The sequence below is a fragment of the Pseudomonas sp. PME37.24/025 genome (assembly GCF_055556615.1).
The window spans coordinates 144,970-157,997 of sequence record NZ_JBVHNK010000013.1 but is presented as its reverse complement, the minus strand read 5'-3'; the positions used below and the strand labels follow the sequence as shown (position 1 = coordinate 157,997).

General features: G+C 60.9%; 11 protein-coding genes. 6 read left to right on the top strand and 5 right to left on the bottom strand.

Annotated features, from left to right (window positions below):
* Positions 1-67 precede the first annotated feature (67 nt).
* Positions 68-391 carry a hypothetical protein gene (locus ACZ3HH_RS23420; protein WP_465808100.1) on the top strand — a complete coding sequence of 108 codons (324 nt, stop codon included), beginning with the start codon at positions 68-70 and terminating at the stop codon, positions 389-391.
* A 203-nt stretch (positions 392-594) separates the two neighbouring features.
* On the opposite strand, the gene ACZ3HH_RS23415 is transcribed toward ACZ3HH_RS23420, so the two are convergent.
* Together ACZ3HH_RS23415 and ACZ3HH_RS23410 are read right to left on the bottom strand one after the other, a co-directional pair.
* Positions 595-2,187, bottom strand: a complete 1,593-nt coding sequence (locus ACZ3HH_RS23415) for a DHA2 family efflux MFS transporter permease subunit (protein ID WP_465808098.1) — start codon at positions 2,185-2,187, stop codon at positions 595-597.
* Entirely contained in the window at positions 2,184-3,305 is a 1,122-nt protein-coding gene (locus ACZ3HH_RS23410) for an HlyD family secretion protein (protein WP_465808097.1), read from the bottom strand. The genes ACZ3HH_RS23415 and ACZ3HH_RS23410 overlap by 4 nt, the downstream gene beginning before the upstream one ends.
* Before the next feature lie 19 nt (positions 3,306-3,324).
* Between ACZ3HH_RS23410 and ACZ3HH_RS23405 the strand changes: the two genes are divergently transcribed.
* From ACZ3HH_RS23405 to ACZ3HH_RS23390, 4 genes are all read left to right on the top strand, one after another.
* Entirely contained in the window at positions 3,325-3,543 is a 219-nt protein-coding gene (locus tag ACZ3HH_RS23405) for a hypothetical protein (protein WP_465808095.1), read from the top strand.
* A gap of 127 nt (positions 3,544-3,670) precedes the next feature.
* Complete coding sequence (locus ACZ3HH_RS23400; RefSeq protein WP_465808093.1) at positions 3,671-4,171, top strand: sigma-70 family RNA polymerase sigma factor; 501 nt, start codon at positions 3,671-3,673, stop codon at positions 4,169-4,171.
* Between the two features lie 40 nt (positions 4,172-4,211).
* Complete coding sequence (locus ACZ3HH_RS23395; RefSeq protein WP_465808091.1) at positions 4,212-5,186, top strand: FecR family protein; 975 nt, start codon at positions 4,212-4,214, stop codon at positions 5,184-5,186.
* Positions 5,187-5,283: 97 nt separating this feature from the next.
* On the top strand, positions 5,284-7,707 hold the full coding sequence (locus ACZ3HH_RS23390) for a TonB-dependent siderophore receptor (protein ID WP_465808089.1): 2,424 nt from the start codon (positions 5,284-5,286) through the stop codon (positions 7,705-7,707).
* A gap of 246 nt (positions 7,708-7,953) precedes the next feature.
* Here the strand turns inward: ACZ3HH_RS23390 and ACZ3HH_RS23385 are convergent, their stop codons facing one another.
* Positions 7,954-9,105: an MFS transporter gene (locus tag ACZ3HH_RS23385; protein ID WP_465808087.1), complete on the bottom strand. Its 1,152-nt coding sequence runs from the start codon at positions 9,103-9,105 to the stop codon at positions 7,954-7,956.
* A 168-nt stretch (positions 9,106-9,273) separates the two neighbouring features.
* Between ACZ3HH_RS23385 and ACZ3HH_RS23380 the strand changes: the two genes are divergently transcribed.
* Positions 9,274-10,266: a diaminopimelate epimerase gene (locus ACZ3HH_RS23380; protein WP_465808085.1), complete on the top strand. Its 993-nt coding sequence runs from the start codon at positions 9,274-9,276 to the stop codon at positions 10,264-10,266.
* Between the two features lie 126 nt (positions 10,267-10,392).
* On the opposite strand, the gene codA is transcribed toward ACZ3HH_RS23380, so the two are convergent.
* Together codA and codB are read right to left on the bottom strand one after the other, a co-directional pair.
* Positions 10,393-11,637, bottom strand: coding sequence for a cytosine deaminase (codA, locus tag ACZ3HH_RS23375; RefSeq protein ID WP_465808083.1), 1,245 nt, complete (start codon positions 11,635-11,637; stop codon positions 10,393-10,395).
* A 13-nt stretch (positions 11,638-11,650) separates the two neighbouring features.
* Entirely contained in the window at positions 11,651-12,922 is a 1,272-nt protein-coding gene (codB, locus tag ACZ3HH_RS23370; RefSeq protein WP_465808081.1) for a cytosine permease, read from the bottom strand.
* Positions 12,923-13,028: the final 106 nt, after the last annotated feature.

Below are 13,028 nucleotides of genomic sequence, written 5' to 3'. Positions count from 1 at the left end.
GCGTATAGCTGCCACCCAAGCCTGTAGGAAGGCCGATGGTAGCTCCACTTCTACCAGAGGTTTAAAAATGAAAAATCTTCATCCCGATCCACCCTACGAAAAACCAATTCCCCACCCTAAAAGCCGCTTCATGGCGCTCACTAGCAACTGCACTGACATGCCCACCCTGTTCGTCGACACCCACGCGCCGCTCGATATCTTGACCGACGCCGCAAGCTATCGAATTCGTGCTGTCACCCAAGTGCTTGAGAACCTTTCCATGCGCGGCTCGGTTGAATGCGATTCGATGATTCTCAGCGACTTCGCCTTGCTCTGCGCCATTCCTCTGAGGGATGGGTGTGATGTGTTGGATGTGATTGGGCGGCGGTTGAGGGCACGGCCTTCGGAGTAGCGGCGGGCGTTGTTGTGGCGAGGGAGCTTGCTCCCGCTCGACTGCGTAGCAGGCGCCAAATCAAGCCCCGGGGTGTACCTGACAAACTTGTGGCGTTGGTTCTGGGGCTGCTGCGCAGCCCAACGGGAGCAAGCTCCCTCGCCACAGGGTTTTGGTTGGCCGGGATATCTTGGGGCCTCTTCGCGACCCAGCTGGGGTAAACCTTAATGAGCATCGGCACTCGGTGCCGCCGGTGGTTGTACCTTGCGCATCAAGGGCACCATCGCCGTGGCGAGGATGAAGCAGACCATGATCATCAGGAACGCGTCGCCATAGGTTTGCGTCTGCGCTTCGCGGTAGGTCAGCAGCCATAGCTGACGCAGGCTGGCGGTGATGCCGATGTCACCGCTTTGGCCGAGGGCGGCGAAGTTATTGCCGACCTGGGACAGCCACTGATTGAGTGCTTCGTTGGTGCTATTGAGGTTCTCGGCCAACCGGGTGAAATGCAGGTTGGTGCGGTCATTGAGGATGGTCGCGCACGCGGCGATGCCCATCGCGCCGCCGAGATTGCGCATCAGGTTGAACAATCCCGACGCATGTTTGAGCCGCGCGGGCGCCAGTCCGCCGAGGGTCAGGGTTACCGCTGGCGGCACTGCCAGTTGTTGAGCGATCCCGCGCAACGCTTGTGGCAGCATCAATTCTTTGGCCCCCCAATCGTGGGTGATCGGGCTGAAATCCCACATCGACAAGGCGAACAGCCCAAGGCCCGTCATCATGATCCAGCGCAGGTCGATGCGGTTGGCCAGAAAGGCGTACAGCGGAATCGCCAGGATCTGGAACACCCCGGTGGAAAAAACCGCCAGGCCAATGTCCAGCGCACCGTAGCCACGTACACGACCGAGAAACAGTGGCGTCAGGTAAATCGTCGCGAACAGGCCGATCCCCGTGACGAATGAAAAGAAACAGCCGAGGGCGAAGTTACGGTCTTTCAAGGCACGCAGATCGACGATCGGATTGGCCACGTGAAGGGTGCGACCAATGAAAGCCAGTCCAGCCAGGCCGCTGATCCAGGCGGTGGTCAGAATCGTGCTGTCGCTGAACCAGTTCCAGCGTGGGCCTTCTTCGAGGGTGTATTCCAGGCAACCGAGAAACACCGCCATGAACAGCATGCTCAGGTAGTCGGCGCCCTTGAGCAGCGACAGTTCCGGCTGGTCGATTTTCACCAGCATAGGCACCGCCACCGCGACGAAAATCCCCGGCACCAGGTTGATGTAGAACAGCCAGTGCCAGGACGAAATGTCCGTGATCCAGCCCCCGATCACCGGCCCCAGCGTCGGTGCCAGCGAGGCCACTGCGCCAATGGTCGCGGCGGCGATCACCCGTTGTTTACCGGTGAAGAAAAAGAATGCGGTGGTGAACACCAGCGGGATCATCGAACCACCGAGAAAGCCTTGCAGGGCGCGGAAGGCGATCATGCTCTGGATGTTCCAGGCCGCGCCGCAGAGCAGGCTGGCTAAAGTGAAACCCACCGCCGAAGCGCAGAACAACCAACGGGTCGAGAACACCCGGGACAGCCAACCCGACAGCGGAATCACGATGATTTCGGCGATCAGGTAACTGGTCTGTACCCACGCGGTTTCGTCGGTGCCGGCCGAGAGCCCGCCGCCGATGTCACGCAGCGACGCCGAAACGATCTGAATATCCAGCAGCGCAATGAACATGCCGATGCACATCGTGGCGAAGGCAAACACCTTGGTCGCCGTCGCCATGTTGGCGGCGTTGAACGGCTGCGCGGGGGCGGCGAGAGCGCGGTTCATGGTGCGCTGGCCACGGTCGGGGTTTCAGGTTCGGCGCGGGTGTCCACTTCGGCAGTCACCGACAAACCGGGGCGCAGATGACCGAGCACGCCGTCAGCGGGATCGAGCAGGATTCGCACCGGCACCCGCTGAACGATTTTGGTGAAATTGCCAGTGGCGTTTTCCGGTGGCAGCACGCTGAACTGCGAACCACTGGCCGGCGCGAGGCTGTCCAGATGACCGTGGAATTCACGCCCCTTGAGCACGTCTGCATGAACGATCACACGCTGGCCCGGCGTCATCCGCGACAGCTGATCTTCTTTGAAATTGGCATCGACCCACAACCCGCTGGCCGGCACTACCGACAACAGTTGCGAACCGGCCTGGGCGTAAGCGCCGACCCGTGCCCGACGATTGCCGATCACGCCGTCGACGGGGGCTTTCAACTCGGTGTAACCGACGTTCAACTGCGCCAGATCACGCTCGGCCCGCGCCTGGATCAACGCGGCTCGCGCTTGCTGTTTCTGGGTTTCAATCACGTTCAATTGGCGTTGCGCGGCCAGCAATTCGGCCTGGGCCCGAGCACTCTGCGCCTGTGCAGTCTTGAAGGTGGCATCGGCTCGTTGCGCGCTTTCCACCGAGACGGCATTGCTGTTCACCAGGCGTTTGTAGCGAGCGTTATCGTCCCGCGAGCGCGCGGTTTCGGCGCCTGTAGCATCGATACCGGCGCGGGCCTGGCCGATCACCGCGTGTTGCAGTTGTTCGGTGGCGTCGAGGTTGGCGAGCAACGCCTCTTCGGCAGCCACTGCACCTTCGGCCTTGGCCAGGTTGGCGCGGTAGTCACGGGCGTCGAGCCGAATCAGCACATCCCCGGCCTTGACCCTCTGGTTGTCGGTGACCAGCACCTCTTCGATATACCCCGCAACTTTCGGCCCGATCACCGTGATGTCGCCACCGATGTAGGCATCGTCGGTTTCTTCGATGAAACGCCCGGCGGTCCACCAATGGGTCGCGTACAGCCCGATAAACACCAGCGCCGCGATGGCCGCCGTCATCAAGAGCAGCCTTTTAAGCAGGGGAGTCCTGGGTGTGTTCACCGCGACAGCAAGGTCGGGTTCAAGGCTGGGCATGCTGGTCATAAAGAAATACCTGTGAGGAATGACGCCTTATTACAGCTGTAATATGACGTATGTAATATTCGCTGACAATTGTTTTTCCCTGCCGATCGTCGGTTGCTCATTTGAGCCAGCTGCGGGGTTGATGCTCGCGGCGTGGGCTCAGGCATTGGGCGAAACCTTGATACTGTGCGCTGCGCTGGCATTGCTGCTGACGATGACGGCAAGCAAAGCAGTTGTTCAAGAAGGCTGCGCCCGCTGAAAAGGAAAAACTGGCGGGCAACTGCAAACGGGATGTGGGGCTGAGAATCCATGAGGTCCGAGGAATCCATTGCTTCTGGTTAATACGAAGCATTACTATTCACGCCTCCTCTCCACAGCACACCGCAATGACCCCCAAGCTGCCCCGCAGACCCGGCTTTTTCGAGCATTACGAAGAGTTGATCGGCACCTGGACCCGTCGCCTGAGAAATCGTCAGCAGGCCGAGGACCTGGCCCACGACACCTTCGTGCGGGTGCTTGAGTCCGATTCGGCGGCGGTGCAACAACCTCGGGCGTATTTGCACCAGACCGCGCGCAACATTGCGGTGGACGGTTATCGGCGTGAGGATCGGCGGGGCGCCATGGAGTCCGAGGCGATCGATCACAGTGTGTCGTCGTCCGGCGACCCGGAGCATTTCATGCACGCGATCCAGTTGGCGGATTCCATCGAACGGGCGCTCACCGAGCTGCCGGTCAACTGCCGCAAGGTGTTCGTCTGGCAGAAGATCGAAGGCCTGACCCAGGCCGAAATCGCTGAGCGCCTGGGGCTGTCCAGGAACATGGTGGAAAAGTATATGATCCGCACCCTGCGGCATCTGCGTGATCGCCTGGACGGGTTACAACCATGACTCGCCGCGCCTTCTCATCCCCGGCCAAACAGGACTTTCCATGATGGATACTCGTGATTGTGCGTGCGGGCAAACAACGGTTCGCGATGAAGCGGCGCGGTGGTTTGTGCGTTTGCAGGAACCTGCCGTCAACGCCGAAGACCGGCGAGGCTTCGAGGTCTGGCTGGACGAACACCCTCAGCATCGCGACGAATATCAAATGCTCCAGAGCCTGTGGGCGGCGGCTGATCTGCTACCCGCCAAGCGTTTGCATGCCTTGTGCGAAACCCCGCCGGCACGCCGTACACGTCATCCGTTGGTGCGTTACGCAGTGGCCGCGAGTGTGTTGACGGTGGCGCTCGGCCTGGGGTTGTTCAGTGGCTTGAACCATCCGGCGACCTACACGGCTGAATATTCCACGGCCCTTGGCGAACGCCGTCATGTAGCGTTGCCGGACGGTTCGGTGATCGATATGAATAGCCGCAGCCGGGTGCAGGTGCGCTATGAAAAAGATCGTCGCGGTATCGAGTTGACGCAAGGCGAGGCGATGTTCAGCGTCGAGCATGACAGCAGCCGACCGTTCGTGGTCGAGGCGGGCAGCAGCAAGGTCACGGTTACCGGCACCCGTTTCGACGTGCGTCGCGACAGCGCCGAAACCCGGGTCGTCGTAGAGCAGGGCACGGTCAAGGTTCAAGGTAGCGGCGCTGATTTCATCAGCCTCACCGCGGGCCTTGGCACTCGCGTCAATGCTCAGGGCTTTGTCGCCGCTGCCTATGCGGTCAACCCTGCAGAACTGATCGCGTGGCGCAGCGGCAAACTGGTGTTCAACAACGCCAGCCTCAGCGAAGTGACCGAAGAAGTGTCGCGTTACCGGGAAAAGCCGCTGACGGTCGGTAGCGCCAAAGTGGGCGATCTGCGCCTGACCAGCGTGTTCAAATCCGACAACACCGACGCATTGCTCAAGGCCTTGCCGAGCATTCTGCCGGTGGCCATCCGCACCCTCGATGACGGCAGTCAGGAAATAATTGCCCGATAGATTCAGGTTTTTTTCGAGTTCTTCGTCTTCTTGTCCAACTGCAACTGGTTTGCATTAACAGCCGCACACTCTTGCGATCCACAGGACAATGTTCGACGTGAAGAAAACCACCGCTAAAAATAACAAATCATCCTGGCTGCCCCTCGCTCTTGCCCTGGCGGTCAGCTCGGCGCTGCCCCAGGCATTCGCTGCCGATGCCATTCATATTCAGGCGCAGCCGTTGGGTCAGGCCTTGAGCCAGTTGGGCCAGCAAACCTCGCTGCAGGTTTTTTTCAGCCCTGAACTGGTGGCCGGCAAACAGGCTCCGGCAGTCGATGGCAACCTCTCGCCGGAACAAGCCTTGCGCCAATTGCTGCAAGGCAGCGGTCTGGAATACCAGATCGATGAAGGCTCGGTGACCCTGATGCCAGCCCCGACTTCCGCCGCCAATGGCCCGCTGGAACTGGGCGTGACCGACATCAAAGTGGTTGGCGACTGGCTCGGTGACGCCGATGCTGGCGTGGTGCAAAACCATCCCGGCGCGCGCACGGTGATCCGTCGTGAAGCCATGGTTGAGCAGGGCGCCATGAACGTCGGCGATGTATTGCGTCGCGTACCCGGCGTGCAAGTGCAGGACGCCAACGGCACCGGCGGCAGCGATATTTCCCTGAACGTTGGCGTGCGTGGCCTGACCTCGCGCCTGTCGCCACGCTCCACCGTGCTGATCGACGGCGTGCCTGCCGCCTTCGCCCCTTACGGGCAACCGCAGCTGTCCATGGCACCGATTTCTTCCGGTAACCTCGACAGCATCGACGTGGTGCGTGGCGCCGGCTCGGTGCGTTATGGGCCGCAGAACGTCGGTGGCGTGATCAACTTCGTTACCCGCGCGATCCCGGAGAAAGCCACCGGTGAAATCGGCACCACCCTGGAAACCACCCAGCGCGGTGGCTGGAAGCACATCGACACCGCGTTTCTCGGGGGCACCGCCGATAACGGCATGGGCGTGGCGCTGTTGTATTCCGGCGTGAACGGCAACGGTTATCGCAAAAGCAACAACAGCAATGACATCGACGACGTGATCCTCAAGACCCATTGGGCGCCCACCGATCAGGACGATTTCAGCCTCAATTTCCATTACTACGACGCCAGCGCCGACATGCCCGGTGGCCTGACGCAGAAGCAGTACGACGCTGATCCGTTCCAGTCCGATCGTGACCATGACAACTTCAGCGGCCGTCGCAAGGACGTGTCCTTCAAGTGGATTCGGCAGATCGACGACCGCACCCAGGCCGAAGTGCTGACCTACTATTCCGACAGCTTCCGTGGCAGCACCATCGCCGCTCGCGACCAGAAAACCCTCAGTTCCTATCCGCGCACTTACTACACCTTCGGCATCGAACCGCGGGTGTCCCATGTGTTCGATCTGGGCCCGACCACTCAGGAAGCCAGCGTCGGTTATCGCTACCTGAAAGAAGGCATGCATGAAGAGGCGAGCCGTCTGGCGCTGGTGAACAATCAGCCGGTGGTCACCAGAACCTCCGATGGTCATGTGTTCCAGGATCGCACCGGTGGCACCGAAGCCCATGCCGTCTACATCGATGACAAGATCGACGTCGGCAACTGGACCGTGACACCCGGCATCCGTTTTGAAAGCATCAGCACCGAATGGCACGACAGACCGGTTCTCGACACCGCCGGCAAACCTGTGCAGGAAAAACGCCGCAGCATCGACAGCAACGAACCGCTGCCGGCCCTGAGCGTGATGTATCACCTGTCCGAGGCCTGGAAGCTGTTCGCCAACTACGAAACCTCGTTTGGCAGCCTGCAATATTTCCAGCTCGGTCAGGGAGGCTCGGGAGACAACACCGCCAACGGCCTGAACCCGGAAAAGGCCAAGACCTACGAGATCGGCACGCGCTACAACGATGACGTGTGGGGCGGGGAAGTGACGCTGTTCTACATCGACTTCGATAAAGAACTGCAATACATCAGCAACGATGTGGGCTGGACCAACCTCGGCGCGACCACGCACCAGGGCCTTGAAGCCTCGGTGCATTACGACATGGCGGCGCTGGACCCACGACTCGACGGCCTGACCGCCAACGCCGGTTTCACTTACACGCGCGCCGTTTATGAAGGTGAGATTCCAGGCTTCAAGGGCCGTGACCTACCGTTCTACTCGCGTCAGGTGGCGACCGCCGGCCTGCGTTACGACATCAACCGCTGGACCTACAACCTCGATGCCTTTGCCCAGTCCAAACAGCGCTCACCAGGCACCGCGGTGAACGCTGATGGCAGTTTCAGCGGCAACTACATCACGCAAGGCAGTGCGGACGGCCAATACGGCGACATCCCGGGTTACGTCACCTGGAACGTGCGTGGGGGGTATGACTTCGGCTCGCAACTGTCGAACCTGAAAGTCGGCGCGGGGGTGAAGAACATTTTCGACAAGCAGTACTTCACCCGTTCCAGCGACAACAACTCGGGGATGTACGTCGGTGCGCCGCGTACGTTTTTTGTGCAGGCCAGTGTCGGGTTCTGATCGACCGAGTTAACTTCATCGCGGGCAAGCCCGCTCCCACATGATCTTTGGCGTACACAAAATCTATGTTCGCTGAAGATTTATTGTAGGCGCGAGGCTTGCCCGCGAAGACTGACGTCCAGCCGATAAAGCCGTCGCCTGACACAACGCTTTCGCGAGCAAGCCCCGCTCCCACAGGATCTTTGGCGTACACAAAATCTGTGGTCACTGAAGATCCTTGTGGGAGCGGGCTTGCCCGCGAAGCTTTTAAACCTTCAACACCTTCCCGCCAATCGCCACGGCCACCAGCAATACCGCCATCAACCCAAAGGCAAAACTCAAGCTGCTGCCATGGGCGATAAAGCCGATCACTGCAGGCCCGGCGAGAATCCCTGCATAGCCCAATGTAGTAATGGCCGGCACGGCAATGCTTTCCGGCATGACGGTCTGTTTACCCACGGCGGTATAGAGCACCGGCACAATGTTCGAACAGCCAGCGCCCAGCAGCGCATACCCCACCAGTGCCGCTTGCCAGCTCGGTGCAAATGTCGCTAGCGCCAGACCTGCCGCGGCCGTCAGGCCGCCGAACACAATCACCCGAGTAGCACCGAGACGACGCACGATCGAATCACCGGTCAAACGTCCGACGGTCATGGTCAACGCAAACGCCGCGTAACCCAGCCCCGCATAAGCGGTGTCGATCCCGCGTTCCTGCGCCAGGAACACCGCGCTCCAGTCGAGCGCCGCGCCTTCGGCGAGGAACACGATGAAACACATTCCGCCGATGAACAGCACGATGCCATGCGGCACGGCAAACGCCGGGCCGGAGCTTTCGCTGCCATAGGGCAACAGATGCGGCGCGGCCTTGAGCAACGCCACCACCAGCAGCACGATCACCACCAGCATCGCCCCCAGCGGCGACATCCCCAAGCCGAGCAGCGCGCTGACACCCGCCGCGCCGACGATCCCGCCAAGGCTGAACAGCCCATGAAACCCCGACATCATGGTCTTGCCGCTGGCCCGTTCGACGATCACCGCTTGCAAGTTCACCGTCGAATCCACTGTGCCCAGGCCCGCGCCGAACATGAACAACGCGGCGATCAACGCCGGAATCGAAGACACCGTCGCCAACAGCGGCAGTGCCGCACAGATCAACAAAGTCCCGCCGCTTAACACTCGACGGCAGCCGAAACGCGTGGCCAAAAGCCCCGCCATCGGCATCGCCAGAATCGACCCCACCCCCAGACACAACAGCAGCAAACCGAGCGTCCCTTCATCCAGCCCGGCCCGAGCCTTGGCATAGGGCACCAGCGGCGCCCATGCTGCAATGCCGAAACCGGCAATGAAAAAGGCGATGCGCGTGGACATCTGTTCCAGGCGTCCGGGAACAAATGCGGTTTGAGTGTTGAGGTTGGTCATATCAATCCTTGGCAAAAAACGTCGCGTCCCCAAGGGACAGTGAACAACCGCAAAGGGTTCGCTCATCACGTCCGGGTGGAATTGCAGTCAGGCAGGGTGACATCCTTGCACAGCCAGCCGCTGTTTCGCGATATCGTCGACGCATCAATTGTTCATAGAGGGGGCGCCATGACGCGGATGTACGATGCTCGAGGGAATATCTACGCGGTCGTGACGCCGGACAATGTGCGCGGTAACGGAATCGAATTGCCTGCGCTGGCCAGCCATGCAGCGCAGACACGTGAGGCTTGGGCAATGTCGGCCATAGAGGCGTTCTGCGCCTGGGCGCCCGGTACGCAACCGCCCGGCAGCAAGGCGCATCGCTGCGATGGGCTGCTGGTGGGGCCGTTTCAATCGTCACCGCCTTTTGACCTGTTGATCGTCAACACCGATGGCACGCTCGCCGAGCGCAGTGGCAATGGCCTGACGATTTTTTCCCAGGCCCTTGGCGAGCAAGGGCTGATGCCGAAGGAAAAGGCCTGTCTGCTCCGGGTTCATCACGACAAGAGCGACGCGTTTTCGCCGGTGGAGACTTCAGTGAAGCCCGCTGAAATCGATGGCGTGCAAGGGTTCTGGCTGGATTTGGGACAGCCCTCGTTCGGGCCTGAAGCGGTGGCTGCGCAAGGCGTTGAACCCGTGACGTTGAAGGGGCGTGAAGTCAGTCATGTGCAGCCACTGTCGGCGCTCGATCCTGCCTGGAACCGCAGCCAGTTCGTGCGTATCGGCAATCCGCATTGCGTGACGTTGGTGACAGCCGCCGATACGTTGCCGAGTAACACACAGATGCGCGAGTCGGCGTTGGCCGAAGGATTGACCCGTATCGCTTACTCCGTGCCGACCGGGGCAGGGCAGCCGTGTGTGGCTGGGGTGAACCTGCAATGGGCGATGCTTGAATCCGAGGGGCGAGTGGTTGCGCGGGTGTTCGAGCGTGGAGAAGGGCCGACCGCGTCGTCGGGCACCAGCGCCAGTGCGGTGGCTTGCGCCGCATGGCGGGTGGGTTGGGTCAGCGCCGGGGAGGTCAAAGTGGTCATGCCTGGCGGCACGGCGCCGATTTTGCTGGAAGAACGGGGCGGTGAACTGAGTCGGGTCAGGTTGTTTGGTACGGCGCGGTTGATGGGTTGAATTCAAGATCGCTATCGCGGGCAAGCCCGCTCCCACAGGTTCTCTATTGTTTGCAAATTTTGCATTCAACACAGATCTCTGTGGGAGCGGGCTTGCCCGCGAAGAGGCCCGCCAGTCAGCGAAAACTCAGAGCTGATCCGCCCATTCCACCACCGGCATCTGCCGCTTCATCAACACCTTGCCCTCGCGAACCGAGTACAGCGGCAAACCCTGGCTCCGAATCACCTCATAATCACTGTCCGCCGACAGAATCAACAGATTCGCCGGTCGCCCTTGTTCCAGCCCATAACGATCGCCCAGGTTCATGGCCTTGGCACTGTTGTCGGTCACCAGATCCAGCGCACTTTGCAGATTGCGATAACCGAGCATGTGGCAGATGTGCAACCCAGCCTCGAGCACCCGCAGGATGTTGCCATTGCCCAACGGATACCACGGATCGACAATCGAGTCCTGACCGAAACACACGTTCATCCCCGCTTCGAGCAACTCATTCACCCGGGTCACGCCGCGGCGTTTCGGGAAGCTGTCGAAGCGCCCTTGCAGGTGAATGCTTTCGGTGGGGCAGGAGACAAAGCTGATCCCCGAATGCCCGAGCAGCCGAAAGAGTTTGGCGCAGTAGGCGTTGTCGTAAGAACCCATGGCCGTGGTGTGGCTGGCGGTGACGCGCGAACCCATGTCGCGGCTGCGGGCCTCTTCGGCCAGTACCTCAAGGAAGCGTGAATGCGGGTCGTCGGTTTCGTCGCAATGCACGTCCACCAGACAGCCGGTACGCTCGGCCAGGTCCATGAGGAACTTCACCGAACTGACGCCCTGATCCCGGGTGTACTCGAAATGCGGAATGCCCCCGACCACATCGGCGCCCAAGCGGATTGCTTCTTCCATCAGCTCCCGACCATTGCGGTACGACTCGATGCCTTCCTGAGGGAACGCGACGATTTGCAGGTCGATCAGGTGGCGGCTTTCCTCGCGGACTTCAAGCATCGCCTTGAGCGCCGTCAGCTCCGGGTCAGTGACATCGACGTGGGTGCGCACATGCTGGATGCCATGGGCGGCGAGGGTCTGGATGGTCTTTTTGGCGCGGGTCTTGGTGTCTTCCTGGGTGATCGTTGCCTTGCGCTCGCCCCAGCACTCGATGCCTTCGAACAGCGTGCCGCTCATGTTCCAGCGCGGCTCACCGGCGGTCAGGGTGGCATCGAGGTGAATGTGCGGCTCGACGAAGGGCGGCACCACCAGATTACCGCCAGCGTCCAGGTCATCAGGCCCCAGGGACGGGGCTTCGGTTTGCCGGGCGATGCTGTGAATCAGGCCGTTTTCCAGGTGCAACTCATGCAGGCCTTCTTGGTTGCGCAGGCGGGCGTTGATGATGTGCATCGGGCGAATCCTTCTAGAGATCTTGGAGTGGCGCGTCGGCGGTACGGGCACCCAGTACGCCGGTCAATAACACATACGTTAGCGCGGCAGCGGCAATCCCTACCAGCGGCGCGACCCACGGCGAACTGAAGGCCGCGACCGTGCCGACCGCATAAGCGCTCAGTCCCGGCCAGTTGAACGCCGGCAACTGTGTGTCGGCCAGGCGGGGGTAGCGGCCACGATAGCGGAAGAAAAAGTCGGCCATGATCACCCCGCCAATCGGCGGAATCACCGTGCCCAGCAAAATCAGGTAAGGCACCAGCATGTCGTACATGCCCAGTAGTGCCAGCAGCGTGCCGATCACCGCGCCGGCCAGGGTCACGGTTTTGCGCCGGCCGGTGCGCAGCAGGTTGCAGCCGGCGACGGCGAAGTTGTAGATGGTGTTGTCCTGGGTGCTCCAGATGTTGAGCAGCAACATCGCCATCGCGGCCATGGCAAAGCCTTGCAACAGCAGCACTTCGACCACGTCCGGTTGCTGATAGACGATGGCGCCGTAGGCACCGATCAACACCATCAGACCATTGCCGACGAAGAAGCCGATCAGGCTCGCCAACACCGCCACCCGCGCCGAACGGGAGAAGCGTGTCCAGTTGGTTGCTTGCGTCGCACCGCTGACGAACGTGCCGAACACCAGCGTAATGGCGGTCGACCAATCCAGCGTTCCTGTCGGAACCACTGCGAGCAAGCCCTCGAGCCCGCCGACCTTCACCGTCGCGACCCACATCGACAGCATCAGCAGCAACATCATGGCTGGCACGGCGATGTACGACAGAATCTCCAGCCCGCGATAGCCGATGTACGCCGTGGCGCAGAAGCCCAGGCCGAACAGCACCATCAGCCCCAGAACCGTGCCGTCACTCAGTTCGAAATATTTACCGAGTACGACGGCGGCGGTCGCGGTGCCCCAGGCGTACCAGCCGATCTGGGTGAAACCGAGGATCAGGTCGCTGAGTTTGCTGCCCACTTCACCGAAGCAGAAACGTCCCATCAGCACCGAGTTGAGGCCGCTTTTGAAGGCGATGTAGCCCAGCCCCGCGGCGTAGATCCCCAGCAGCAGATTGCCGACGATAATCACCGCCATCATCTCGCCGAAACTGAACGCTACACCGAGCTTGCCGCCGGCAAACATGGTCGCGGTGAAGAAGGTAAAACCCAGTAGCACCATGGCGGTGGAGGCAAGTCCCTTGCGGGCATGCATCGGGACTTCGCTGAGGGGGTAATCGTTGCCCGAATCGTTCTGCGTCATATGGCGTTCCTTGCTGGATGGAGGACGCGGGGGGTGTTGCAGTGCTCGTGCCAATGGCGCGAGGGTGTTGTTATTTATAGACGAGCAGGCGGATTTGGCCCGAAGA

Bases quoted from the DNA above. Each gene is read 5' to 3' on its own strand.
- ACZ3HH_RS23420 (WP_465808100.1), top strand. From the start codon at position 68: ATGAAAAATCTTCATCCCGATCCACCCTACGAAAAACCAATTCCCCAC.
- ACZ3HH_RS23415 (WP_465808098.1), bottom strand. From the start codon at position 2,187: ATGAACCGCGCTCTCGCCGCCCCCGCGCAGCCGTTCAACGCCGCCAAC.
- ACZ3HH_RS23410 (WP_465808097.1), bottom strand. From the start codon at position 3,305: ATGACCAGCATGCCCAGCCTTGAACCCGACCTTGCTGTCGCGGTGAAC.
- ACZ3HH_RS23405 (WP_465808095.1), top strand. From the start codon at position 3,325: ATGACGCCTTATTACAGCTGTAATATGACGTATGTAATATTCGCTGAC.
- ACZ3HH_RS23400 (WP_465808093.1), top strand. From the start codon at position 3,671: ATGACCCCCAAGCTGCCCCGCAGACCCGGCTTTTTCGAGCATTACGAA.
- ACZ3HH_RS23395 (WP_465808091.1), top strand. From the start codon at position 4,212: ATGATGGATACTCGTGATTGTGCGTGCGGGCAAACAACGGTTCGCGAT.
- ACZ3HH_RS23385 (WP_465808087.1), bottom strand. From the start codon at position 9,105: ATGACCAACCTCAACACTCAAACCGCATTTGTTCCCGGACGCCTGGAA.
- ACZ3HH_RS23380 (WP_465808085.1), top strand. From the start codon at position 9,274: ATGACGCGGATGTACGATGCTCGAGGGAATATCTACGCGGTCGTGACG.
- codA (WP_465808083.1), bottom strand. From the start codon at position 11,637: ATGCACATCATCAACGCCCGCCTGCGCAACCAAGAAGGCCTGCATGAG.
- codB (WP_465808081.1), bottom strand. From the start codon at position 12,922: ATGACGCAGAACGATTCGGGCAACGATTACCCCCTCAGCGAAGTCCCG.